The sequence below is a fragment of the Blautia sp. CGZ-1-C1 genome (genome assembly GCF_056504575.1).
Window position 1 is genome coordinate 15,443 of sequence record NZ_JBWLUT010000104.1, and the last position, 23,789, is coordinate 39,231.

The following is a 23,789-nucleotide window of genomic DNA, read 5'->3' on the forward strand; positions in this document are numbered from 1 at the left end:
CCAAGGTTTTAAGTCCAAAATCAATTCGTATCTGCGCGATAAAGTTTTTTGAACTTAATAGTATTTTTATTTTACAATACCAACCATATCTTTAACAGAATCAAATCCATTCTTCTTCATATATGCTTCGATTCCGTCAATAACCTCCATCGTCACTGCAGGATTATGGAAATTCGCTGTACCAACAGATACCGCGCTTGCTCCTGCAAGAATAAACTCGATAGCATCCTCTGCGCAGGAAATTCCGCCCATACCGATGATTGGAATGTTTACTGCCTGGGCTACCTGATATACCATGCGGACTGCGATTGGCTTCACGATTGGTCCGGAAACACCGCCTGTCTTGTTTGCAAGTGCAAATGTTTTTCTGTTGATATCGATTTTCATACCTGTCAGAGTATTGATCAGGGATACCGCATCTGCTCCACCGGCTTCTGCTCCCTTTGCAATCTCTGTGATATCTGTAACATTCGGTGTCAGTTTCATAATCACCGGCTGTTTTGCAATCCTTTTAATCTGGGCTGTGAGTTCTTCTACATGATGTGCGTCCTGTCCAAATGCAAGGAAACCTGCATTTACGTTCGGACAAGAAATATTAATCTCCATCATATCGATTGGCTGGTCTGCCAGACGTTCTACCACTGCCAGATATTCTTCCGGTGCATGACCACATACATTGACAATGATCTTTGTATCATACTGCTTCAGAAACGGAATGTCTCTCTCACAGAAAAGGTCAATGCCAGGGTTCTGCAGACCGATAGCATTCATCATACCACCGTAAACTTCTGCTACACGCGGAGTAGGATTTCCTGCCCATGGAACATTGGCCACACCTTTGGTTGTTACTGCTCCGAGTTTATTAATATCTACATAATCAGCAAATTCTGCTCCTGAACCAAAAGTTCCGGATGCCACTGTTACCGGATTTTTCCACTCTATGCCGGCAATATTTACACTCATATCCATCAGATTTCCACCTCCGTAGAAAGAAATACCGGGCCATCCTTACAGATTCTCTTGTTATGCACATTGCTGTGTGCATCCTTCTCTTTGGACTTGCACACACAGGCAAGGCAGGCACCAATCCCGCATGCCATACGTTCTTCCAGAGAAATATAGCATTCAATTTCATTTTCTTCTGCGTACTGTTTGATCGCACGGAGCATTGGAGTAGGACCGCACGCATAGATAATATCTGCATTTAGACCATTTTCTCTGATAGCATCCATGACATTGCCTTTTGTTCCTACACTGCCATCCTCTGTAGCAATATAGAGTGTTCCTGCTGTCTCAAACTCCTCCCTGAGGAAAGTATGACAGTCGCGGTATCCTGCAACGATTTGTTTCTTCTCACATTTCATCTGCTTTGCCAGTTCCAGAATCGGAGGAACACCAATTCCACCGCCCATAAGGAATACATTCTTTCCCTGTGCTTTCTCTACCGGAAAACCATTTCCAAGCGGTCCGAGAACCGGAATCATATCTCCGGCTTTCAGTTTTGAAAATTCGTCTGTGCCGGTTCCCGGTCCGGTTACTCTGTAAACAAGATGAAGTCTTTTATTTTCTTTATCAATCTCACAGAGGCTGATCGGTCTCGGGAGAATTTTAGATTTATCATTTGTATAAAGTGATACAAACTGACCTGGTTTCGCATCCACTGCAATCTTATCAGTCTGAATCCACATACTGTAAATACCTGCACCGATGCTCTCCTGGCTTACAATGGTACAGATTTCTCTTGTTTTCTCGCTCATTCTGCGCCTCCTAGCGGTTATTTAAAGCACTGCTGATGTCTTCAATCATATCTTTTACTGCCTGACGGGATGCATCTGCATAGTTTAATTCACCAAAGGAAGCATATTTCTCCTGTTTGTAAGCTGCGATAATTCCACGGGAAGAGTTAACAATCGCACCAAGTCCATCTTCATTGAAGAAGTGTACAAGGTCTGCACCTTTGCCACCCTGTGCCCCATAGCCAGGTACCAGGATAAATGTTTTCGGCATGATCTTACGGAGTGTTTTTCCCATTTCAGGATAAGTTGCACCTACTACAGCACCTACGTAGCTGTAGCCATTTCCCATATGTTCTTCGCCCCACTGGGCAACTTTCTCACCAACCCACTCATAAAGCGGACGACCGTCAATGATTCTGTCCTGGAATTCCCCACTGGACGGATTGGATGTTTTTACAAGTACAAAGATACCTTTGTTCTCTTCTTTGCATACGTCGATAAATGGTTTCACACCGTCTGATCCAAGATATGGGTTTACAGTTGCGAAATCTTCGTCAAATCCTGCGATTTTGTTGCTTCCCACCTGAACTTTTCCAAGGTGTCCTACTGCATATGCAGCGGATGTAGATCCAATATCACCACGTTTGATGTCGCCGATAATCACCAGACCTTTTTCCTTGCAGTAATCAACTGTTCTTTTGTATGCCATTAATCCAGGAATACCAAACTGCTCATACATGGCGATCTGCGGTTTTACAGCCGGAATCAGATCACTGACTGCGTCCACGATTCCTTTATTATACTGCCAGATTGCCTCTGCTGCGCCTTCTAATGTCTCACCCAGTTCAGAAAATGCTTTCTGCTGAATGTGCTGTGGAATATAGTTAAGCATTGGATCCAGTCCTACAACGATAGGAGCGTTTGTTTTCTGGATTTTTTCAATAAGTTTGTTGATCATGAGTCTTTCCTCCTGAATATTTATCTCTTGATTTTATGACGTCAGAATCAAAGGGTCTTTTGACCCTGATATCATTTTATACGTTCTGATACACAACTTTTCCATCGCAGATAGTGTAAAGAATCTTTCCTTTTACTTTCCATCCGTCAAATGGAGTGTTGCGTCCTTTGGAAGCAAATTCATTTTTATCTATTTTGTATTCATGGCCGATGTCTGCGATGACAATATCTGCAGGATGGCCTTTCTGGATGGTTCCCCTGTCACTTCCGAGAATCTGCGCCGGATTCCAGCTCATTTTCTCGATCAGCTGTGAAATTGTAAGAATACCGGTTTCTACCAGTGCTGTATAGGATAATGCAAAGCTTGTCTCAATTCCTACGATACCGAAAGCTGCATTTCGGATTGAGCCGGTCTTCTCAGGTACAGCATGTGGTGCATGGTCTGTACTGATTACTTTAAAAGAACCATCTTTCAGCCCCCTGATCAGTGCATCTACATCTTTTTTTGTGCGAAGAGGAGGGTTCATTTTGTAATTTGGATCATCACATTTGATATCATCTGAAGTAAGAATAAAGTGATGTGGGCAAACCTCTGCTGTGATATTATCCAGACCTTCTTCCTTTACAATTTCCATCATTTTGGCAACGCCTTCTGTAGAGCAGTGACAGAGATGAAGCTTTGCACCTGTCTCTCTTGCCAGAAGAATGTCTCTTGCTGCGATCACATCCTCTACTGCATTGCAGATACCTGGCAATCCCAGTCTCTTTGCATTCTCATCATCATTCATGCAACCATCTCCACGCAGGTCAATGTCCTCACAGTGTGCAAAAATCGGAACATTCAATTCCTTAGCTACTTCCATCGCTTCTTTGCAGAGTCTGGTATTCATAACTGACTTTCCATCCTCAGACAGCGCAGGAATTCCTGCTTTTACCATTCCTTCAATATCGGAAAGCTGTTCGCCTTTCTCTCCCTGTGTAATTGCCCCTGCCTGAAGCACATGAATACCGGAAAGCTGTTCTGCTTTATTGTGTACATAATTTACACGGTCCGGATTATCAATAACCGGCGTTGTGTTTGGCATGGCAACAACAGTTGTCACTCCACCTCTCGCAGCAGCGCGGGAACCTGTCTTTATATCCTCTTTCTGTGTCTGTCCAGGATCTCTGAAATGAACATGAAGATCGATCAGGCCTGGCATTACCAGACATCCTTTCGCGTCAATCACTCTGTCATTTTTATCCTTTACTGAAAGTTTCTCACCAATTTCAGTGATCACTCCGTCTTCCAGATAAACATCGCCTTTTTTATCAGTATCGGTGGCTGCATCTACGATACGCCCTCCCCGAATCAGAATACCCATGCAATTCTCTCCCTTCGTTGTGGTACTTTAGATACTTTCTATCATCTATGTTGATTACAAAGCAGTAACTTTCTGATATACATAATACACGAAACCGCTTATTTTATAAAGTCTTTTTTTGCTTCTATGCGGTCTTTTTTGCTTGACATTTCAAAATGCGGGAGATATAATCAATTCATATCTGGATTATTTAATGTATAGTCACTGGTTTTTAGAGATTATATACTGGTATATAATCTGTAAAATCTGGTGATTTTTTTATTGCCAGAAGCTATATAATTTTTTTATTTTTTATGGAGGTAACAACATGAACAAGGGAACTGTAAAATGGTTCAACGCAGAAAAAGGTTACGGATTTATCACTGGTGAAGACGGCGCAGACGTATTTGTACATTTCTCCGCTATCAATGGTGAAGGATTCAAATCCCTTGAAGAAGGCCAGGCTGTAACATACGACTTAACAGAAGGCGCTCGTGGAATGCAGGCTGCAAACGTTACAAAATTATAATTCATAATTTTCAATAACGTGAGAGGATTGAATTCCGCACTTTTAAATACGGATTAAACCTCAAAAAATCCCCGGATGATCCGGGGATTTTTTTTGGCTTTTTTAATTATAAAAACTTGATCTTATTCAGCGTCTGTGCTGTCTGTAGAAGCAGAATCTGTACTTTCTGTCTCTGCGTCATCTGTGGATGCAGTATCGTCTGTTGATTCTTTATCATCAGCGGTTTCTTCTGTATCTGTGGCAGTATCATCTGTAACTGTGTCCTCGCTGTCTGTGTCTTCAGAAGCAGTTGTATCTTCAGCATCTGCATCTGTTGTATCAGCATCTGTGCTGTCTGCATCATCCGTTGTATCTGTTGTCATATTTGAAATGTAATTGTCAAGTGCAGTAGTATCCATTACTGTATTCTGAACCACATTCTCTTTGGCTCCTGTTACTTTGGCATATGCAGAATAGCCAATCCATGCAACGATCACAACACAAATAAATGCCCAGGCAAACATTTCCAGTCCAAAAAGCATTTTTTCTTTCTTGTCTGCTTTGCTATGCTGTCCTTTTCTGGCCTTATAAGCATCGACTTTCTTCTGGCTCATGATATATCTCCTTTGCATCTAATATTTCGTATTTTCTGATTATAGCACACTTTATTGCAAAAGAAAATAGGCAATCTATTATACAGCAACGATCACTCCGCCGTCATTTGCATACATCGAACTTACGCCTGCTGTGTCAAGAACTACGATCTTCGCAAGTTTCATTCTTTCCTCAAAAGCTTCCTTGAGCACCTGTGCTCTTGCAGGACAGTTGCAATGACTGATTGCCAGCACTTTTTCAGCACTGTCCGGAGTTTTTGCTATCACCTGTTCCACCATTTTGATCATGGCACGGTTCATTCCTCTTGCCTGATCCAGCTGACAGATATTTCCATCATCTGTAGATCCCATAACCGGCTTGATCTTTAATGCACTTGCCACTAAAGCTTTCACCTTGCTGAGGCGTCCATTCTTTCTCAATGTATCAAGGTTCTCAAGTACAAAGAATGTATGCTGTCCTTCAATATAGTGTTCTACTGTTGACACCACCTCTTCAAAGCTCATTCCCGCTTCTTCACATTCCTGGATTTTCATTCCAATCAGGCTCTGTCCGATAGATGCGGAACGTGAATTAAATATATGGATTTTTTTATCCGGATGATCCTCCAGAAGAAGATTTCTACCAAGCAATGCACTGTTATAAGATCCACTCAATTCAGAAGATAAAGTTACTGCATAAATATGCTCTGCCTCACAATCATACGCCTTCATATATCTCTCCGGTGACGGGCAGGCTGACTTCGGGCATTCCGGGCAGTCAGCCACTTTCTTAAGAAAAGCCGCCTGGTCAAACGTCTCATCATCTATGATCTGCTCAGCTCCCACCATCAAAGTCAGAGGGACTGATTCAAAATGTTCATCATCTTTCCATTCATCCAAAAGTTCTCCACAACTATCTATGACAATCTTATATCTCAATTATATCGTCCTCTTTTCCATTATATGTAGTATCCAATACCAGATATATATTATCATACTGATTTACATTTGAAAAGGCTTTTTCATAAAAACGCTGTTCTTTTTTTCAAAAGTGATTTATAATAAGAAAACGCTCCTTGCAAAATACAGGGAGCGCTGTTGAATCCACGAAATAAGTATTATAAAAAATGTGTTGTAAAAGAGGTGTTGTATGCTCGCTTTAAGAATTATTGATATAAAAGATTTTATGAATAAGCTCCTGATTGGTGAAGTATTTGATCATTTTTCCTTTATTGAATCATCTATTACAACTTTCAATACTTTCACTATCAACGGCAAACTTCAGCACGATTTCTTTGATACAGATACAAAATCTGCTCTTCTGGAAAAATCCGCCGAATATTCTCTGTGGCATGATGTGAAACCATTCTGTTTCTCTGTTATACGTGGCAAACGCACACCATTGAATTTCAAAATCGTATTTGAGCTTTCTCACGAGCAGGTGCAGTCTTTGTTAAGAAATGAAAGTCTCCCTTCAGACATTCCCGTCCGCAATTTCTATCTGAATATCCAGTATAAAAATCAGGCACTTTTATGTACAACAGGTGTTTCCTACACTTCCTTCAGCCTGGACAAACGTCTGGAACATCTCTGGGATGATTCTCTGGTCACTTTTTTCTCCAGTCATCATATTTCCTGTGAGAAATTATAAGCGGCCTTATTATTTGTTACCTGTTCCTGCTTTAGCAGAACAATACAGATAATACACCAGAATATCTATAAACTCACTGTTAGTCGGTTTATCTGACATTGTACATCCTGCGATTTCCTGCAATGTATCTTTATGGTTCATCCAGCACAAATTTACCAATGTCCTGATATTATGTTCTACATTAGAAGGTGTTGATTTATATTTTCTCGCAATGATCGGGTAAATATCTTTCGTCACCTTAACCGGACGTTCATGTATTCCCTGTGCCATCTCCACAGCATCTGCAACATAATAATATCCCTTATACTTTGACGTTGCACCTAATTTTCTAATAATTCCATACACTTCAGTCATACTTCGTTCCTCCTAACAATCTCCATAGCCTGTATGATCACAGGTCTGGTATCTCTTTTATTTACACACATTTTTTCATAACGTAAATGGAAGATACAGTAATTGTCATTCGGAATTTCCGTTACCCAGTTACCATATATAAAGCATACGGCAACCGTTATACTTCTTATGGATTCGACATGTTATTAAAATATCAGCAATTTAATCATAAAAATTTATAAGACGTTTGTCAATACCAATCGTCAAAAAAGTACTATATTTTGTTTTTTATTTAGTCAATCGGATATTCGCAATCCGCTTTCGCTACTTGCTCATAACCAAATAACTGCTTCGCAGTTTATCAGAAGGGGCTTGTACCCCTTCTGAATACAAGCAAGTCCCCACCCACTGCTTATTGCTCTTCGCAATTGAAGCAGGGGACTTACTTGATTTGGTTAAAACAACATACTTTCACTGTAATTGGAGCAAAAACGAGGCAAAGCAGATTCTATCCACCTTACCTCGTATCTTAACCGAATCAGGCAAGTTTTCTGCTTCAATTACGAAGAACAATAAGCTTGTTGTTCGTTATGGGCACTTAACTCACTATCTGACGGATTATTTTGTTATCATCAGCAGAATCTCATTGCTTCTCTGAACAAATTTTGTCATTTCCTCAGGTGAGAGCTGTTTATGGCTCATCATTGCAAGGTCGTACAGCTGCTCGCAGATTACAGGTGCTTTATCAGATTCCTTATTCTTTGCCAGATATTTAACCAGCGGATGATTTGCATTCAGAACCAATGTTTCCTGTCCGCCAAACATATTCGGATCCATTCCGTAACATATCGTACATTTTCATCATATCCTGCATACGGCGGCTTTCTTCAGAAAGAGTCATCATTGCAGATACATTTTCATTCTTCAGATTCTCTACATGTACTTCCAGTTTATCCTTGTGAAGATTCTTACGGAAAAGTTCTGTCAGTGCTTTTACAGTTTCTTCATCTGCTGTGCCTTCACCCTTCATTTCCTCTGTAAGGTCAGCGTCGATTCTCTTGAACTGTACATCCTGATGTTTCTGTTCCAGACTGGAAATAAATGCACTGTCAATGTTGTGTTTCAGGATAACAGCATCCTTTCCTGCCTCTTTGAACATATTAATATACTGGCTCTGCTGAACCTCATCAGTTACATAGAAGATTACGGTCTTCTCAGGCTCTTTCTCCTGTGCATCTTTATTTTCTTCAGATGCAGTATCTTCTTTCTTCTCTTCTGCCTGATTTTCCGGTTCTTCTGTTTCTTTCTTGTTCTCTTCAATGCAATCTTTCAGTGTCAGATATTTGCCGTCAAGATTCTTGAAGAGTACATAATCTCCTATTTTCTCTGCAAATTTAGTATCCTTGATGCAGCCATATTTAATGAATGGGCTGATGTCATCCCAGTATTTTTCATAGGATTCACGGTCTGTTTTGCACATTCCTGTCAGTTTATCTGCTACCTTCTTGGAAATATACTCGGAAATCTTCTGTACAAATCCATCATCTCTGCAGTGCACTTCTGGATACGTTGAGCGGCAGATCCGGGGCAGTCAATTACACCTTTCAGCAGAAGAAGGAATTCCGGAATTACCTCTTTGATATTATCTGCGATGAACACCTGGTTATTATACAGTTTGATTGTTCCTTCGATAGAATCATACTCTGTATTGATCTTCGGGAAGTACAGGATACCTTTTAAGTTAAACGGATAATCCATATTCAGATGAATCCAGAATAACGGCTCTTTGTAATCCATAAATACTTTACGGTAGAATTCCTTATAATCATCATCTGTACATTCATTCGGATGTTTCATCCAGAGAGGATTGATATCACTGATGGAAACCGGACGTTTGTTGATCTTTACTTTATCCTTTGCAGGGGAAACTTCAACAACTTCCTTCTCACCATTCTCGTTTTCTTTCTCTTCTGTCTTAGCTTCTTCATGAATATGTTCAACAACTACATCATCATCTCTTAATTCAGCTTCATCGATCGTCTCATATTCCTGCGGTGCGTTTGCCTTGGAAAGATAAATGTGAACCGGCATAAAGGAACAATATTTCTCCAGAATCTCACGCATACGATATTCGTTTGCAAATTCCAGACAATCTTCATTCAGGAATAATGTAATCTCTGTACCGATTGTATTCTTGTTGCCTTCCTGAATATCATACTCTGTACCGCCATCACAGGACCAATGTACAGGCTGTGCACCTTCTGTATAGGAAAGTGTATCGATGTGTACTTCATCTGCTACCATAAATGCAGAATAGAAACCAAGTCCGAAATGACCGATCATCTGGTCATCTGTTGTTTTATCTTTGTATTTCTCAAGGAACTGGGTTGCACCTGAAAAAGCAATCTGAGTAATGTATTTCTCAACTTCTTCAGCAGTCATACCGATACCATTATCGATAAATTTCAGCGTCTTTTCATCAGGGTTAACAATTACCTGAATTTCCGGTTTATATCCTTCCGGGAAATTATATTCTCCCATTACTTCCAGTTTTTTCAGTTTTGTAATCGCATCACATCCGTTGGATACCAGCTCTCTTACAAAAATATCATGATCGGAATATAACCATTTCTTAATAATCGGGAAAATATTTTCACTGTTGATTGATAAACTTCCATGTTTTACAGCCATGCTGTCCACACTCCTTTTTTTGTATTTACTGCAACTTTTTATCTGTAGTTGCTTCTCTGAGAGATATAGTAATACCATTTAATCCAAAAGTCAAGAAAAAATTAGCACTCATTTAAAATGAGTGCTAACAGTTTGTTTTGTATTTATTTTTTCTTCTTTTTATAAACCACAACACCTGCGATACATCCTGCCGCAATCACCAGAATGATCACAAACGGCGCGATATTCGTTGTATCTCCTGTCTTTACAGCAGATTTTGCGGTTGCTCCGTTTGGCTGTGGAGTTGGAGTTGCCGTTACTATCTGTGCCTGAGTAATATTGAAGTTTACCTGTTTGGTATCCTGCTCTCCTGTATTTTCCCACTCTTTTCCATTATACATCTGGCGGTCAAATACAACAGTCAGTGTATAAGTTCCTGCTTTTGTAATTCCAAATGCTGCCGTATACGGTGCACTGCTCCAGCTGTTTGTGTTGATTACTTTCCAGTTATATGGTACATAGCGGACATCTCCTTTTCCAGGACTCTCGTTATCCATACCTGCACCAACTGCAGTGAAAGTAATCTTGGACTGCGTTGTATATCCCTCAGAACTGATTCCTGTGATCTTATTATCTGCCGGATCTGCAATCTTCGCTTTGCGAACAGTCTTAACTGTAAATTTGACATTTACCTTTGCACTGACGTTCTGATCAGTATTAACGGCGATAGCTTCTGTATAAGAACCAGCCTTCAAACCTTCTTTTGGACGAATCTTAAATGTCGCGCTCTCGCCCGGTGCAAGTTCTGTAGCAGAAAATTTACCAATTTTAAAGTTCTTAGCTGAAGGTGTATTTAAAGTAACATTTGTATTTCCTTCATTTGTCACAGTAACTTTCTGTGCTTCCGGTGCTTCGCCGTATCCGGCTTTTGTCTTTCCAAAATCCAGTTCTGTCGGATTAACAGATAATTTGTAAATTTTTTCCACTTCAGAAACAGTAATCGAAGCATTTACTGTTGTCAGCACTTCTTCCTGTCCATCAGCGTTTGTCTGCATAATCTGGATACTGTCCATATAGTCTCCGGCTGTCAGTCCTGTTACCGGAGTTACTGTAAATTCAGCGGTATCTCCCGGATTCAGTTCTGATGCAGAAAGTTCTCCGATATTAAAATATTCTCCCACCGGCTGTACCAGTGAAACAGTTGTATTTCCTGTATTTGTAAGTGTAACTGTTGTTGAATCAGGAGTATCATACCCCTCTTTCAGATCATCATAATTAACAGAGGCCGGATCTGCCTGAATCTCTGTAATCTGCTGTTGTGCTTCTTTTACTGAAATTTCAGCAGTCACCTGTGCGGTTACTTCTGATTCTTCATTGCTTCCAAATACCAGAGTATCACTGTAATCTCCCTTAGTCAGCCCTGTCTTTGGCTGTACCATGAACATAATGGATTCCCCTTTTGCAAGCTGTGTTCCTGATGCAGCTTCGCTTCCATCCTCATTCAGTACATTAAAGTATTCTGACTGTGGTATTCTCAGTGTAACAGTACTGTCGCCTGTGTTTGTTACTGTTACAGACAAAGTCTCATTTGCCTGTGTATAATTTTCCTCAACGTCACTGAAATTCAATGTCCCGGTATTTATATCCAAAGACTGTGCTTCAAGAGATGCGTCTGTATTATCATCTGATGTCTTTGAATCATCCGGTGTTTCAGCCGGTTCTTCTTTTGGATCTTCTACCGGTTCCAAATCCTCGTCATCTGCGTCAGATGATTCACCCTCAATCGTAATCTTTGCTTCAAAGGATACCTCTGTTCCCTCTTCTGTCTCGTAAGTGATCACATCATCATAATCTCCGGCTTCCAGTCCTTCTCTTGGCTGTACCCATACATTCACAGATTCACCTGCTGCCAACGGTTCTGTAATATCAGCAACCATAAAATGTTCCGGACTGATTTCCTGAAAATTTAAGGTTTCACTTCCTATATTTGTGATCTGCACATACTGTGCCTCAACATCTCCGAGATCACTCTGTGCTGTTCCAAAATCACAAACCGGATCTTCACTGTCTTCTACAGATGCAACAGCCTCATAAGCTTCTTTGCTGTCTTTTCCCGCAGTGTCTTCTGCGTTTTCATCTGTTTTGTCAGTCTGCACATTTCCATTTTCATCTACCTGAAGCTGTTCTTCTGTGTAGATTTTCATCTGAGAATCATCAGTTCCCTCTGTGCTGTCTGTCTCGTTATATGTCTGATCAGACGCATTTTCCTGTGAATCATCCGTCTGCTGTGCACTCTCATTATCGTAGGCAGTCTGTGTTTCATCCAGCTGGCCTTCTGTTTCCTGCACTTCATCATTCTGTGAATTTTCTACATTCTGATTCTCATCTGTCTGTGTTTCATCAGTAGTCTGATTCTCAGAATCCTGATTGTTCTCCGCTTCATCTGTAGTCTCCGCCAGCTGTGCTTTCTCCGTTTCATCCGGATTCTGCTCTGTAAGGGCTTTCGCCTCGTCCTCTGTAGCCGCTACTTCTAATGTTTTGGCTGTCAGCGTTCCTGTAAGACCACTTCCGTCTATCGGTGTGATATCAAGTTCCAGTTTATATCCCAGATCCTCCTGAGTAATCGTATACGTTTTCTCAGTCCCTATCTGTGTTAATTCCTTCTCTCCTGTCTGTCTTGACCAGGAAAAAGTAAAATCTTCATCTGTCACTCCCTCCGGTGTGACCTTTGAGTAATCCGCGCTCACAGTTGCCCCTACTGCTGCAAGCCCTTTAACCTTAAGCTTGCCACCAAGCTCTCCTGACGGAGCTGCCGCAAAAACCATGGATGGAATCAATGAAATAACCATCATCACAGTCATCACGATTGCAAGAAATCTCCTTCTCTCCATCTGTAGTCCTCCTTTTCATTTATAATAGAATTGTGATTTCATTACTGTTCATTGCATCTCCTCAATATATTTCGCAGGATATTTACAATGAGTGGCAATGACATCTCCTTCATTCTCTGCATAAAGCCATTATAACACTGTATTTTAAGAAAATGTAATCTGTATTTTTCTTCCTATAATATCAAAAAGAGCCACTGTAAACTTCATTACAGCAGCTCTAAATTACCTTTTACACCTATGGGTACTTATCCTGCACCATTTACCAACAATAGTTAACGTTCATATCATCATTTCCAAGACAGATACTGTTGTTTTATCCCTCTACGATCAGATATTTTCCATCTGGCAGTGCAAAAACTTCGCTTGCTTCTTCCAACTCTTCATCTGACATTCCATCCACATCAGCTCCGATCTCTTCCAGATACTCTCTGACCTCTTCGATAGAATCTACTACCTGTGCCATGCAGTCCTCAAGAAAAGCTTCTGCTGCCTCATAAGATTCTGCCACCGGCTGTGGAAAAAGCTGCTCCTGATTTTCCAGAAAAGTATTGATACATTCTTCTGTAAACATTTTAAATTACCTCCTCAATTTCTCCCTTTGCCAAAATCAGCTTCTCAAGGATCGGTTCAACCCGTTCTGTCACATAGGACGCTGCTGCCCGTACCCCCTCCTTGGAATGCGCCATGGCAAAGCCATATTTTACTGCCTTAAGCATCTCTATATCATTATATTCGTCTCCGAATGTCAGACATTCTTCCGGCGAAATATGATATCTCTTCTGATATTCTATAATTCCCTTTGCCTTATTAGTACCAAAAGGAATAAAATCAATCCATTCATTTCCCGACGTAACAACCACACAGTCTTTTCCAAATCTTCCGGTCCAGTATTTTACGGACTCTTCGGTAAGACCACCCGGCTCAAATACAGCCAGCTTCATAATCGGATCTGTCATTTCATCCAGACTTTTTACAAATCTGCACTCATTTTTTACTTCATATAACATATGATCATGAAATTTCTTTGTCTTCGGCATCAGATAATGGTAATCCTTTGCTGAACAGGTAAACTCTGCATCTTTCTTTTCCATGATTGCAGAAATGATCTCATTTGCAAGTTCCCTGTCAAAAGAATCCTGATACAGCACTTCCCCATGATCTACTGCCAAAGCACCATTTTCGGAAATATAAGAAATCTCTGACGCAACAGGTGCAAACAATTTTCTCATATTCGGGTACTGTCTGCCACTGGCTGCAACAAATATGATTCCCATTTCCTGTAACTGTCTGATCAGTGGAAATATCTCTTCCGGCAAAGATTGTGCTTTATTTAAGAGCAAAGTTCCATCCAGGTCACTGGCAACTAACTTAATCATTTCCATGTTCCTCGCAAATCTTTACTAAGTCAGTCGGTGCTTCGGCAACTATATCTGCGCCATTTTCGTTGAGTTCCTCACGGTCACGGAATCCCCATAATGCACCAACTGTGAACATTCCTGCTGCTTTTCCTGTTTTCATATCTGTGCTGGTATCTCCTACATACATGCACTCTTCTGGTTTTACACCAAATTTCCCAGCAACCATCAGAGGACCGTCCGGAGCAGGTTTTCTGCGGATTGCATCACTCTGTCCGACCACCATGTCAAACTCTTCTCCGAAAAGCTGCGCGATAACTTTTACAGCTGCCGGATGCGGTTTGTTGGAGCAGACTGCCAGCTTCATTCCATGTTTCTTCAGCTCTTTCAATGTCTCCGGCATTCCCTTATAAGGAACTACTTTATACATCGGATCTGCTGCAAACATTTCTCTGTAAAGTCTCTCTCCTTCCTCATAATGAGTAAGCTCCGGGTCCCCGGCATCTTTAAGTGCACGGCGGATCAGCATGCTTGCACCTTCTCCGCTGTAATATCTGAAATTATCCACCGGAAGTGTCTTTAAACCAAATTTTTCCATGATAACGTTTGTGACATATGCCATGGATTCCAGTGTATCAGCTAACGTTCCATCCAAATCAAATATACATGCCTTAATCATCTTTTGTCATCCTCTCAAGTCAATTCCTGATTTCTTCATTTCATAAAATAATCTGGCGGCCGGAAGCCCTACCACATTATTGTAGTCTCCATTAATTCCTTTTACATATATTCCGAAAAACCCCTGAATTCCGTAACTTCCCGCTTTATCCATAGGCTCTCCTGTCGCAACATATTCTCTGATTTCTTCATCTGAAACCGGATAAAATGTCACATCTGTACTCTCATAAAAGGCATGTTCCTGCCATTGCCCATTCTTTTTCTCCAATACAGAAACGCCAGTGTATACCTGATGGGTGTTCCCCTGCAGTTTCCTCAGAGTATCTGCTGCGTCTTCCTGATCGTGTGGTTTTCCAAGAATCATATTCTGAAACACTACCACTGTATCAGAACCGATAATTACAGTTCCCTCTTCGGCATCCTCTACTGTCGCTTTAACAGAAACCGCCTTATCTCTTGCCAGCTGCGCAACTGCCTCTTTCGGGTCATCAGAAGTCCGATTCTCGTCTCCTGATGCGGGTATCACTTCAAATTTCACGCCTGCTCTCTCCAGCAGTTCTCTTCGTCTGGGTGAAGCAGATGCTAAGATAATTCTTCTCATATATAAACCTCTTCTGTTACTGTTCGAACGCCGTTATTCTGTAAAATGTTTTTATCAGCGCCCCTCTTCTTTCGTGTCATAGTATACCTTGTATCTTTTTGCTATGCAACTGCTTTCAGAAAAAGTTTTGCTTTTCTTTTTATGCAAAACGTATTAAAATATGAATAACCAATCACTAATCTGTTTCATATTCGCAGAAATAGGAGAATATCAGAAAGGAGTTTATGATTATCATGGCTAAAATTAATAAATACTGGGGATTTGTTGCAGTCGGCGCTCTTACCGCAGCTGCTGCCGGTGTCGTTGCCGCTATTATCGCAAAGAAAGGATCCTGCAAAGAGGATTTTGATTTTGAAGATGACTTTGATGATTTTGATCTGACAGACGAAGAAGAGAAAACTGAGGAAAAAGCTGACGAAGAAGCTGAAACTGCAGAAGATTTCCAGTCCTGGGAACATACAGGTGAGCAGGCAGAGAATGACAGTGCTGAAGACAAAGCTGACGAAGTAGCAGCTGAATCTGATTCAGAAAATTCAGAAGAAGCTCCTGAAGCAGCCACAGAAGTTGAAATCAAAGATGCTGAGGAAGAAGATGCCGACGATCCAAAAGACTTCGAAGAAGCTATTGAGGCAGCAGCTGAATCTAAGGAATGAATCAACTTGTCGGCACACTAGTACAGCGTAATTATACTATATGTTGCAAACAGCCAGACGAATAATCGCCTGGCTGTTTCTTTATCTTTTATTGCATTATGCTTTCGGCAGTTTAAATGAGCTCTTAAGAGATACGATACGGTTAAATACCGGTGCTCCCTCCTTAGAGTCATGGATATCTGCGCAGAAGAATCCTGTTCTTACAAACTGGAAGCTGTCATAGCCTTTTGCTTCCATCAGTGCAGGCTCTACATAAGCAGTAACTTTAGTCAGAGAATTCGGATTTACGTTCAGTGAACCGTCTTCCTTGTTGTATACACCTTTTTCCTCATCTACGATATTCTCATAGAGACGAACTTCTGCTTTGCCAGCCTGGCTTGCTTCTACCCAGTGAATTGTTCCTTTTACCTTTCTGCCATCCGGTGCGTTTCCACCCTTTGTTTCCGGATCATAAGTACAATGTACTACGCGTACTGTACCATCTTCGTCTGCTTCGTATCCTGTACATGTTACAAAATATGCATTCATAAGACGAACCTCTGTGCCAGGGAACATTCTCTTATATTTCTTAGGCGGATCTACCATGAAATCCTCTCTCTCAATATAAAGTTCTCTGCCAAATGGCATCTTACGTGTTCCAAGTTCTTCGTTCTCCATATTATTCGTAGCTTCCAGATACTCAATTTCACCTTCCGGATAGTTATCGATCACAAGTTTGATCGGATCAAGGATTGCCATCAGACGCGGACGTTTCAGTTTCAGGTCCTCGCGGATACAGTACTCAAGCATTGCGTAATCAACAGAGCTGTTTGCCTTGGATACACCACAAAGCTCAACAAACATCTTGATAGATTCCGGTGTGAAGCCACGACGGCGCAGTGCTGCGATGGAAACCAGACGCGGATCATCCCATCCGTCTACAATTCCTTCTTCTACAAGTTTCTTGATATAACGTTTACCTGTGACAACATTTGTCAGGTAAAGTTTTGCAAATTCAATCTGTTTCGGAGGCTGCGGATATTCCAGTTCTCTTACAACCCAGTCATACAGCGGTCTGTGGTCCTCGAATTCCAGTGTACAGATGGAATGTGTGATTCCCTCGATTGCATCTTCGATCGGATGAGCGAAGTCATACATCGGATAGATGCACCATTTATCGCCTGTTCTGTGGTGTGTCATATGAGCAACACGATAAATAACCGGGTCTCGCATATTCATGTTCGGAGATGCCATATCAATCTTAGCGCGGAGTACTTTCTCTCCGTCTGCATATTTACCCTCTTTCATCTCCTCGAAAAGCTGAAGATTCTCTTCAACAGTTCTGTTTCTGTATGGGCTCTCTTTACCTGGCTCTGTAAGTGTTCCGCGGTATTCACGGATCTGATCTGCTGTCAGGTCGCATACGTATGCTTTTCCTTTCTGGATCAGCTTTACAGCAGCTTCATACATCTGGTCAAAATAGTCAGATGCAAAGAAAAGTCTGTCTTCCCAGTCAGCACCCAGCCATTTGATATCAGCTTTAATAGATTCTACAAATTCGCTTTTCTCTTTTGTAGGGTTTGTATCATCAAAACGCATGTTGAATTTGCCGTTATACTCCTGAGCAAGGCCATAGTTTAAAAGAATAGATTTCGCATGACCGATATGAAGATATCCATTCGGTTCCGGCGGAAAACGTGTATGCACGGTGTCATAAACACCCTCTGCTAAATCTTTATCAATAATATTCTCAATAAAATTCTTGGAAACTGTTTCGTTCTCCATCTTTTTCCCTCCTGTTTTCGTATTTTATACATGTTTCATGTCACTGCATTATCTGCCCGTACCCACAAAACCAGTATATCCGTTATTTTCAGTTATAATATAAGTACATTTTATTAACTATATTGATTTTCCTTCTATTAAGCACAAACGAATGAATTTATATTATCATTGGAAATTCCATCTGTCAACTGTTTCCACAATGGTGGCAAGCCTTATTTTATGCACTATTGAGGCTGATACTGACATCTGTTTTGCCATTTTAAGTTTCCGGTTTTCTTGACGAAATCTGTGTTAACACTTATAATTATCTCAATATATACGATTATACCAATATATTCAGGAGGTGCAGCAACATGAGTAACGCATTGCCAATCGAAGATTTAAGCAAAACTTACCTCGAACATTCTATGGTAATTAACAACTTCGTTATTAAAATTGGAAGTCAGATTAAAGATAGTCTTTGTCGTGTTTTTGGTGACGGTGTTCAGTACGAATGGCGTGAAAATGACGACAAAGTAATCATTCCTGATGTATCAATCATCTGCAACCTGAGAGATCGTAAAAACATTTCTTTTACCGGCATTCCTCGCTTTGTAATGGAGGTTTTATCCAATGCCACTGAAGAATATGACCGCCACGAAAAAATGGATATTTACTGTAAAGTCGGTGTTTCTGAGTACTGGATTGTTGACTGGAGAAAAAAATCTGTAGAAATTTATCTTTTTGACTTTAAAGAAGATGGTACTGGTTATCCGTATCTTTATAAAACAGTTACCGCTCAGAATAAAGAAGATTTACAACTGGTTATGTTTCCAAACTTGAAGATAACTTTTGATGAGCTATTTGATATTGGGGAATATTAACATTGTCAATGGGACTGCTGTCCGATTGTTAGCGTTGAATATTCTACCTGAATCCATTATAACATAGCCCAAAAGGAGCGTGATTGTATGGCTTTATCTAAAGAAGAATCTTATACCATTGAAGATATCTATGCTTTGCCAGACGGAGAAAGAGCCGAGCTTATTGATGGACACATCTATTATATGGCACCACCAACCTATAAACACCAGAAAATCGTTATGGAACTCTCCGCTTCTATCCGTAATTATATAAAACAACACAAGGGATCTTGTGAAGTGATTCCTGCACCATTCGCAGTACATCTTGACGAAGCAAGTAATACCTACGTAGAACCGGATATTTCTGTAATCTGTGATAAAAATAAGCTTGATGATAACGGTTGTAATAATCTTCAGCATCTTAATGGATGTACACTGGTAGAATGCTTTTGCTCCGATTTTTCTTATACTTGATGGTAATTCTCTCAGAAATCAATCTCTGTTTCCAGAGGAACACGGGTCTTCGACACTTGTGAGGCAGATAAATAGCAATAGTCACGGGTGCAGATTATTAAAGAGAATAAACCTATCAACTGAGCCATTTTGGGAAATAAGGCATAAACCAACGGGATAGTTTACGTTACTGTTCACTCCGTTCTCAGTAACGTAGCCAAAATTCATTCCAGATTGCCTGCGGCAATGGAATTTTGGCTTGTATGTCTCGGGATTTTGGCATATTTATGCCAAAACACCTCGCGGGATAGTGGTGGTGTGTGAACAGTAACTATTTTACTCTTTTTTATTTTTTCAGACTCATCTGCATATTGATTTCATGATCTGCATATGCTATAATGCCAGTAGGCAAAAGGTATTAAAGTGTTTATAACAAAAAGAATGAAAGCCCTTGAAGTTGCAGCTTCTTGGGCTTTCTTCTTATTGTTAGGGCAAGGCCCTGTAATTATTGGGTTTGACGGGTGTTTTTTGTTAATTTACCTGCAAAAGTCAGGTTTTGATTACTTTTGAGGTACCGAGGTTCAAGAAATCCTTTATTTTCAAGCATTAAAAAAAGCTGATGACGGGAATTGAACCCGTGACCCCTTCCTTACCAAGGAAGTGCTCTACCTCTGAGCCACATCAGCATCGTGTCGGATTTACCGCTCACATTTGGATATGTTACCAGAACTTAACCGTATTGTCAATCCCTATTTTTTAACTTTTTTATTTTTATAAAAATTACCTTCAGTTAAAATTCTGTATTTTTTATTTACGGAGCTGTTCCAGTTGTTCTTTTATTTTGGTGCGGATTCTGCGGAGTGCGTTGTCTATAGATTTTGGTGTTTTTCCCATAAGTTCGGCAATCTCTCCGTAGCCGTTTCCTGCCAGATAGTATTCCAGTACCTGATTCTCCATTGGGCTTAATGTGGTAGTGATCTCTTGTTCCAGATTCTCAACGTTTTCCTGGTCGATGATGATCGATTCCGGATTTTCTACCCAGGTATCACCAAGATGTTCTTCGTTCTCTCCGCCCTGCTCACTGAGAGAGACATATGAGTTAAGCGGCTGATGTTTCTGCCTGTTAGAACTCTGGATTGCATTGTAAATCTGTCTGTCCACGCATATGCCCGCAAAAGTCTGAAATGTGGCATCTTTGTCCGGCTGGTAGTCGCGGACTGCCTTAAACAGTCCGATCATACCTTCCTGTATCAGATCATCATTCTCCCCGCCTATCAGGAACATGGTCCTTGCTTTCTTGCGGACCATGTTCTTGTATTTTTCCATAAGATAGTCGAGAATCTCTGACTCTCCGTTTTTAAAGCGAAAGATTAATTCTTCATCCTTGATTCCGTCATACTGTTTCATCAATTTAAACCTTCCGTTTTCCATAAATCTTGCTATTAACTGAAACAATTCTATTCTGCTGCACAACCAATACGCTATTTACACCAAAACAGATTAACCACATAACCCTCTAATAACTAATGTAAATATGGCACTTATTTCTTCTGCATTCTCTGACGTACGATCTCATAGCCGAGTACGCCTGCTGCTACTGATGCATTCAGGGAATCAATATCCCCCTTCATCGGAATAGATGCTACAAAATCACATTTCTCGCGAATCAGTCTGCTTACTCCCTCACCTTCGTTACCGATCACAACTCCGATCGGACCTGTAAGATTCAGGTTATACATAGTTTCTCCACCCATATCTGCGCATACAAACCACACACCCTGCTCTTTCAGCTCATCAATGGTATGTCCCAGATTTGTCACTTTTGCAACAGGTGTATAGTTTAATGCACCTGCTGAAGTCTTGGCAACTGTAGAGGTCAGTCCTACTGCACGTCTCTTCGGAATGATCACGCCATGTGCTCCTGCCAGGTTTGCAGTACGGATGATTGCACCGAGATTATGAGGATCTTCAATATTATCCAGAATAAAGATAAATGGATCTTCCCCTTTTTCCTTTGCTTTTGCAAGGATATCTTCTACGCTTGCATATTCATAAGCAGCTACCTGGGCGATTACGCCTTGATGCGCACCTGTCTCACTTAACTGATCCAGACGCTCTTTTGCCACATAATTGATAATCGTATCTTTTTTTCTCGCCTCTCTGGCAATAGTGCGGACTGGTCCATCCTGGCATCCATCCAGGATAAACAGCTTATCTACACATTTACCGGAACGAAAAGCTTCCAGGACTGCATTGCGTCCTTCTATCTGTTCACTCATATCTGATCCTCTCCGATTCCAGCACGGACCAGTTCTATGATCCTGCCGAAATCATCTTTTAAATATAAATATCCCATCAGAGCTTCAAACCCGGTTGCTCTGCGGTAATCTGCCATTGTTGCGTGCTTTGCCATTGTCGGGGAGTGCGCATTTCTGCCTCTTTTATAAACGCTGTGCTCCTCTTGCGTAAGCATTGGTTCGATCACTTCCATCATAGAAGACTGTGTGCCTGCTTTAACCAGACTGCTTGCCTTTCTGTGCAGCTGATTTACCGGACAGTTTCCTTTTTTCACAAGAATTGTGCGGATCACCAGTTCGTAAACACCGTCTCCGATATAAGCTAAAGTCAAGGGTGAGTAAGACCTCATATCATTATCTTTCAGATGAAATACCTGATGAAGCAATCCTTTTAAACCAGCAATATCATGCTTATCAAACTCATTTATTTCTGCCATACCGTTTAAGCTCGTTTCCATTTTACTCCCTCACGGGTATCTTTAAGGATAATTCCCTTAGCCAGAAGCTCATCTCTGATCTCATCTGCTCTCGCAAAGTTCTTTGCTTTTCTTGCTTCCTGGCGTTCTGCAATCAGGTCTTCGATTTCTTTATCAAGAATTTCTTCTTTCTTCTCTGCTTTCAGACCAAGTACATCGCATAATTTTACCATTGTATCAAGCAGTACTCCGGCGAATTCTGAGGAGCTTTCTTCGGATACATTTGTATTGGCAAATTTAACCAGTTCAAAAATTGCAGCCAGTGCGTCCGCAGTGTTGAAGTCATCATCCATTGCTTCTTCGAATTTCTTAACAAACTCCTGAGACTGTGCAAGGAGTTCTTTCTCTGCATCTGTCGCAGCCTCTGTCTGTGCTGCTGCTTTTCTGTCTTTTAAGTTTGCAGCTGCATCTGTGATACGCTCTAACGCATTCTTTGCAGCTTCCATCAGATCTGCGCTGAAGTTCAGCGGGCTTCTGTAATGTGCATTCAGCATGAAGAAACGAAGTACCTGAAGATCATACTGCTCGCTGATCTCACGTACAGTACGGAAGTTTCCAAGAGACTTGGACATTTTTCTGTTATCAATGTTTAAGAATGCATTGTGCATCCAGTATTTTGCAAAAATCTTATCGTTGCAGCATTCACTCTGTGCAATTTCATTTTCATGATGTGGGAAGATCAGGTCCTCACCGCCTGCATGAATATCAATCTCATCTCCGAGATATTTCTTTGCCATAACAGAGCATTCAATATGCCAGCCAGGACGTCCGTCACACCATGGGGATGGCCAGGATGGCTCTCCCTCTTTTTTCGGTTTCCAGAGAACGAAATCCAGCGGATCTTCTTTCTGATCTTCTCCTGATACCTGCAGAGAGCGGAAACCGGACTGCAGATCATCCAGATTTTTGTGAGAAAGTTTTCCGTATTCTTTGAATTTCTTAACTCTGAAATAAACAGTACCGTCTGCTGCCGGATATGCATATCCTTTATCAACCAGAGTCTGGATCATGCTGATCATTCCATCGATTTCCTGCGTTGCCTGTGGATTTGTAGTAGCAGGTTTTACATTCATGCCATCCATATCTTTCCTGCACTCTGCAATATAACGTTCAGAAATCTCCTGAGCACTTACGCCTTCCTCGATTGCTTTCTTGATGATCTTATCATCTACGTCTGTAAAGTTAGAAACAAAGTTTACTTCATATCCCTTGTACTCCATGTAACGGCGTACAGTATCGAAGATGATCATTGGACGGGCATTTCCGATATGGATCAGGTTGTAAACAGTCGGACCGCAGACATACATGCGAACCTTTCCCTCTTCAAGAGGTACAAATTCTTCTTTTCTGCGTGTCAGTGTATTAAAAAGTTTCATTCTCTATTCCTCCAGTTTTCCCTATGTTTTATCATTCTATAGAGTTTTTGTTACTGTTCCGTAACACGCTTCGCGGAATAGTGGCGTGTGTACAGTAACGATTTTTTATAAAATCTTATTATATGAATTACCAATTACTTTACTTCATTAAGAAGACATATTGCCTGAGATGCAATTCCTTCTTCTCTTCCTGTAAATCCCAGTTTCTCTTCTGTAGTAGCCTTAATATTCAGCTGAGACTCATCAATTCCCATTGCTTTCGCCATATTTGCCCTCATCTGTGGAATATGAGGTGCCATTTTCGGTTTCTGCGCAATGATCGTTGCATCTATATTTCCAATCTCATAATGATGTTCTTTCAATAGCTTCGTTACGTGTTCCAGCAGCAGAATACTGGAAATTCCTTTATATGCAGGATCTGTATCCGGAAAATGTTTTCCGATGTCTCCCAGCGCAGCTGCTCCTAAAAGTGCATCCATCACCGCATGGATCAGCACATCGGCATCTGAATGTCCCAGAAGACCTTTCTCCCAGTCAATCTTTACTCCTCCAAGGATCAAATCTCTGTTTTCGGTTAGTCTGTGTACATCATATCCCATTCCAATGCGCATA

22 protein-coding genes, 1 tRNA gene and 2 pseudogenes are annotated in these 23,789 nt (G+C 40.9%); 5 read left to right on the plus strand and 20 right to left on the minus strand.

Going from position 1 to position 23,789, the window contains the following annotated elements:
• Positions 1-66 precede the first annotated feature (66 nt).
• The 4 genes from AC058W_RS09330 to AC058W_RS09345 form a co-directional block, all read right to left on the minus strand.
• Positions 67-969: a dihydroorotate dehydrogenase gene (locus AC058W_RS09330; RefSeq protein WP_117676480.1), complete on the minus strand. Its 903-nt coding sequence runs from the start codon at positions 967-969 to the stop codon at positions 67-69.
• Positions 969-1,757: a dihydroorotate dehydrogenase electron transfer subunit gene (locus AC058W_RS09335; RefSeq protein ID WP_118247299.1), complete on the minus strand. Its 789-nt coding sequence runs from the start codon at positions 1,755-1,757 to the stop codon at positions 969-971. The genes AC058W_RS09330 and AC058W_RS09335 overlap by 1 nt, the downstream gene beginning before the upstream one ends.
• Positions 1,758-1,767: 10 nt before the next feature.
• The gene (pyrF, locus tag AC058W_RS09340) at positions 1,768-2,694 is read right to left on the minus strand and encodes an orotidine-5'-phosphate decarboxylase (RefSeq protein WP_117676482.1); all 927 of its coding nucleotides are present in this window, start codon (positions 2,692-2,694) and stop codon (positions 1,768-1,770) included.
• A 76-nt stretch (positions 2,695-2,770) separates the two neighbouring features.
• Entirely contained in the window at positions 2,771-4,057 is a 1,287-nt protein-coding gene (locus tag AC058W_RS09345) for a dihydroorotase (RefSeq protein WP_117676483.1), read from the minus strand.
• A 307-nt stretch (positions 4,058-4,364) separates the two neighbouring features.
• Here AC058W_RS09345 and AC058W_RS09350 point away from each other — a divergent pair, with 307 nt between their 5' ends.
• Entirely contained in the window at positions 4,365-4,565 is a 201-nt protein-coding gene (locus AC058W_RS09350) for a cold-shock protein (protein ID WP_008705499.1), read from the plus strand.
• A gap of 122 nt (positions 4,566-4,687) precedes the next feature.
• Here the strand turns inward: AC058W_RS09350 and AC058W_RS09355 are convergent, their stop codons facing one another.
• Both AC058W_RS09355 and AC058W_RS09360 read right to left on the minus strand, forming a co-directional pair.
• Positions 4,688-5,158: a hypothetical protein gene (locus tag AC058W_RS09355; protein ID WP_181977704.1), complete on the minus strand. Its 471-nt coding sequence runs from the start codon at positions 5,156-5,158 to the stop codon at positions 4,688-4,690.
• Between the two features lie 78 nt (positions 5,159-5,236).
• Positions 5,237-6,076 carry a DegV family protein gene (locus AC058W_RS09360; protein ID WP_117676485.1) on the minus strand — a complete coding sequence of 280 codons (840 nt, stop codon included), beginning with the start codon at positions 6,074-6,076 and terminating at the stop codon, positions 5,237-5,239.
• Between the two features lie 211 nt (positions 6,077-6,287).
• Here AC058W_RS09360 and AC058W_RS09365 point away from each other — a divergent pair, with 211 nt between their 5' ends.
• Positions 6,288-6,788 carry a DUF5721 family protein gene (locus AC058W_RS09365; protein WP_117676486.1) on the plus strand — a complete coding sequence of 167 codons (501 nt, stop codon included), beginning with the start codon at positions 6,288-6,290 and terminating at the stop codon, positions 6,786-6,788.
• 9 nt (positions 6,789-6,797) lie between these two features.
• Here AC058W_RS09365 and AC058W_RS09370 read toward each other — a convergent pair whose 3' ends face one another.
• The 7 genes and pseudogenes from AC058W_RS09370 to AC058W_RS09400 all read right to left on the minus strand — a co-directional run bounded on the left by AC058W_RS09370 (position 6,798) and on the right by AC058W_RS09400 (position 15,316).
• Positions 6,798-7,142 (minus strand): sporulation initiation factor Spo0A C-terminal domain-containing protein, encoded by a 345-nt coding sequence (locus tag AC058W_RS09370; RefSeq protein ID WP_117676487.1) that lies wholly within the window; start codon positions 7,140-7,142, stop codon positions 6,798-6,800.
• 597 nt (positions 7,143-7,739) lie between these two features.
• Positions 7,740-9,812: pseudogene (gene htpG, locus AC058W_RS09375) on the minus strand (molecular chaperone HtpG).
• A 143-nt stretch (positions 9,813-9,955) separates the two neighbouring features.
• On the minus strand, positions 9,956-12,682 hold the full coding sequence (locus AC058W_RS09380; protein ID WP_242986802.1) for an Ig-like domain-containing protein: 2,727 nt from the start codon (positions 12,680-12,682) through the stop codon (positions 9,956-9,958).
• 313 nt (positions 12,683-12,995) lie between these two features.
• Positions 12,996-13,253, minus strand: a complete 258-nt coding sequence (locus AC058W_RS09385) for a glyoxalase (protein ID WP_117676489.1) — start codon at positions 13,251-13,253, stop codon at positions 12,996-12,998.
• Position 13,254: 1 nt separating this feature from the next.
• Positions 13,255-14,058, minus strand: a complete 804-nt coding sequence (locus tag AC058W_RS09390; RefSeq protein WP_117676490.1) for an HAD family hydrolase — start codon at positions 14,056-14,058, stop codon at positions 13,255-13,257.
• Positions 14,051-14,716 (minus strand): HAD family hydrolase, encoded by a 666-nt coding sequence (locus tag AC058W_RS09395; protein WP_117676491.1) that lies wholly within the window; start codon positions 14,714-14,716, stop codon positions 14,051-14,053. The genes AC058W_RS09390 and AC058W_RS09395 overlap by 8 nt, the downstream gene beginning before the upstream one ends.
• Positions 14,717-14,722: 6 nt before the next feature.
• Entirely contained in the window at positions 14,723-15,316 is a 594-nt protein-coding gene (locus AC058W_RS09400; RefSeq protein WP_118137079.1) for a Maf family protein, read from the minus strand.
• 233 nt (positions 15,317-15,549) lie between these two features.
• Between AC058W_RS09400 and AC058W_RS09405 the strand changes: the two genes are divergently transcribed.
• Complete coding sequence (locus AC058W_RS09405) at positions 15,550-15,969, plus strand: hypothetical protein (protein ID WP_117676545.1); 420 nt, start codon at positions 15,550-15,552, stop codon at positions 15,967-15,969.
• Between the two features lie 96 nt (positions 15,970-16,065).
• On the opposite strand, the gene AC058W_RS09410 is transcribed toward AC058W_RS09405, so the two are convergent.
• Positions 16,066-17,733: a glutamine--tRNA ligase/YqeY domain fusion protein gene (locus tag AC058W_RS09410; protein WP_479389998.1), complete on the minus strand. Its 1,668-nt coding sequence runs from the start codon at positions 17,731-17,733 to the stop codon at positions 16,066-16,068.
• A gap of 353 nt (positions 17,734-18,086) precedes the next feature.
• Here AC058W_RS09410 and AC058W_RS09415 point away from each other — a divergent pair, with 353 nt between their 5' ends.
• Together AC058W_RS09415 and AC058W_RS09420 are read left to right on the plus strand one after the other, a co-directional pair.
• On the plus strand, positions 18,087-18,596 hold the full coding sequence (locus tag AC058W_RS09415; RefSeq protein ID WP_117676494.1) for a Uma2 family endonuclease: 510 nt from the start codon (positions 18,087-18,089) through the stop codon (positions 18,594-18,596).
• Positions 18,597-18,683: 87 nt separating this feature from the next.
• Positions 18,684-18,983: pseudogene (locus AC058W_RS09420) on the plus strand (Uma2 family endonuclease); the annotation flags it as partial.
• 659 nt (positions 18,984-19,642) lie between these two features.
• On the opposite strand, the gene AC058W_RS09425 reads toward AC058W_RS09420, so the two are convergent.
• The 6 genes from AC058W_RS09425 to ispF form a co-directional block, all read right to left on the minus strand.
• Positions 19,643-19,714, minus strand: a tRNA-Thr gene (locus AC058W_RS09425).
• A gap of 121 nt (positions 19,715-19,835) precedes the next feature.
• Positions 19,836-20,435, minus strand: coding sequence for an RNA polymerase sporulation sigma factor SigH (sigH, locus tag AC058W_RS09430; RefSeq protein WP_294439157.1), 600 nt, complete (start codon positions 20,433-20,435; stop codon positions 19,836-19,838).
• 134 nt (positions 20,436-20,569) lie between these two features.
• Positions 20,570-21,307: a 23S rRNA (guanosine(2251)-2'-O)-methyltransferase RlmB gene (gene rlmB, locus AC058W_RS09435; protein WP_117676498.1), complete on the minus strand. Its 738-nt coding sequence runs from the start codon at positions 21,305-21,307 to the stop codon at positions 20,570-20,572.
• Positions 21,304-21,783: a Mini-ribonuclease 3 gene (locus tag AC058W_RS09440; protein WP_117676499.1), complete on the minus strand. Its 480-nt coding sequence runs from the start codon at positions 21,781-21,783 to the stop codon at positions 21,304-21,306. Before AC058W_RS09440 ends, rlmB begins: the two co-directional genes overlap by 4 nt.
• A complete protein-coding gene (gene cysS / locus AC058W_RS09445) occupies positions 21,768-23,177 on the minus strand; it encodes a cysteine--tRNA ligase (protein WP_117676500.1) in 1,410 nt (469 codons plus the stop codon). The genes AC058W_RS09440 and cysS overlap by 16 nt, the downstream gene beginning before the upstream one ends.
• 134 nt (positions 23,178-23,311) lie before the next feature.
• Positions 23,312-23,788 carry a 2-C-methyl-D-erythritol 2,4-cyclodiphosphate synthase gene (gene ispF, locus AC058W_RS09450; RefSeq protein ID WP_117676501.1) on the minus strand — a complete coding sequence of 159 codons (477 nt, stop codon included), beginning with the start codon at positions 23,786-23,788 and terminating at the stop codon, positions 23,312-23,314.
• Between the last annotated feature and the right edge of the window lies 1 nt (position 23,789).

What these genes read in the sequence shown, in the direction of transcription:
- AC058W_RS09330 (WP_117676480.1), bottom strand. Translation starts at nt 969, where the DNA reads ATGGATATGAGTGTAAATATTGCCGGCATAGAGTGGAAAAATCCGGTA.
- AC058W_RS09355 (WP_181977704.1), bottom strand. Translation starts at nt 5,158, where the DNA reads ATGAGCCAGAAGAAAGTCGATGCTTATAAGGCCAGAAAAGGACAGCAT.
- AC058W_RS09410 (WP_479389998.1), bottom strand. Translation starts at nt 17,733, where the DNA reads ATGGAGAACGAAACAGTTTCCAAGAATTTTATTGAGAATATTATTGAT.
- AC058W_RS09335 (WP_118247299.1), bottom strand. Translation starts at nt 1,757, where the DNA reads ATGAGCGAGAAAACAAGAGAAATCTGTACCATTGTAAGCCAGGAGAGC.
- AC058W_RS09370 (WP_117676487.1), bottom strand. Translation starts at nt 7,142, where the DNA reads ATGACTGAAGTGTATGGAATTATTAGAAAATTAGGTGCAACGTCAAAG.
- pyrF (WP_117676482.1), bottom strand. Translation starts at nt 2,694, where the DNA reads ATGATCAACAAACTTATTGAAAAAATCCAGAAAACAAACGCTCCTATC.
- AC058W_RS09395 (WP_117676491.1), bottom strand. Translation starts at nt 14,716, where the DNA reads ATGATTAAGGCATGTATATTTGATTTGGATGGAACGTTAGCTGATACA.
- AC058W_RS09440 (WP_117676499.1), bottom strand. Translation starts at nt 21,783, where the DNA reads ATGGAAACGAGCTTAAACGGTATGGCAGAAATAAATGAGTTTGATAAG.
- AC058W_RS09380 (WP_242986802.1), bottom strand. Translation starts at nt 12,682, where the DNA reads ATGGAGAGAAGGAGATTTCTTGCAATCGTGATGACTGTGATGATGGTT.
- AC058W_RS09365 (WP_117676486.1), top strand. Translation starts at nt 6,288, where the DNA reads ATGCTCGCTTTAAGAATTATTGATATAAAAGATTTTATGAATAAGCTC.
- AC058W_RS09385 (WP_117676489.1), bottom strand. Translation starts at nt 13,253, where the DNA reads ATGTTTACAGAAGAATGTATCAATACTTTTCTGGAAAATCAGGAGCAG.
- AC058W_RS09400 (WP_118137079.1), bottom strand. Translation starts at nt 15,316, where the DNA reads ATGAGAAGAATTATCTTAGCATCTGCTTCACCCAGACGAAGAGAACTG.
- ispF (WP_117676501.1), bottom strand. Translation starts at nt 23,788, where the DNA reads ATGCGCATTGGAATGGGATATGATGTACACAGACTAACCGAAAACAGA.
- AC058W_RS09415 (WP_117676494.1), top strand. Translation starts at nt 18,087, where the DNA reads ATGAGTAACGCATTGCCAATCGAAGATTTAAGCAAAACTTACCTCGAA.
- AC058W_RS09350 (WP_008705499.1), top strand. Translation starts at nt 4,365, where the DNA reads ATGAACAAGGGAACTGTAAAATGGTTCAACGCAGAAAAAGGTTACGGA.
- cysS (WP_117676500.1), bottom strand. Translation starts at nt 23,177, where the DNA reads ATGAAACTTTTTAATACACTGACACGCAGAAAAGAAGAATTTGTACCT.
- AC058W_RS09345 (WP_117676483.1), bottom strand. Translation starts at nt 4,057, where the DNA reads ATGGGTATTCTGATTCGGGGAGGGCGTATCGTAGATGCAGCCACCGAT.
- AC058W_RS09405 (WP_117676545.1), top strand. Translation starts at nt 15,550, where the DNA reads ATGGCTAAAATTAATAAATACTGGGGATTTGTTGCAGTCGGCGCTCTT.
- AC058W_RS09390 (WP_117676490.1), bottom strand. Translation starts at nt 14,058, where the DNA reads ATGATTAAGTTAGTTGCCAGTGACCTGGATGGAACTTTGCTCTTAAAT.
- rlmB (WP_117676498.1), bottom strand. Translation starts at nt 21,307, where the DNA reads ATGAGTGAACAGATAGAAGGACGCAATGCAGTCCTGGAAGCTTTTCGT.
- sigH (WP_294439157.1), bottom strand. Translation starts at nt 20,435, where the DNA reads ATGAAACAGTATGACGGAATCAAGGATGAAGAATTAATCTTTCGCTTT.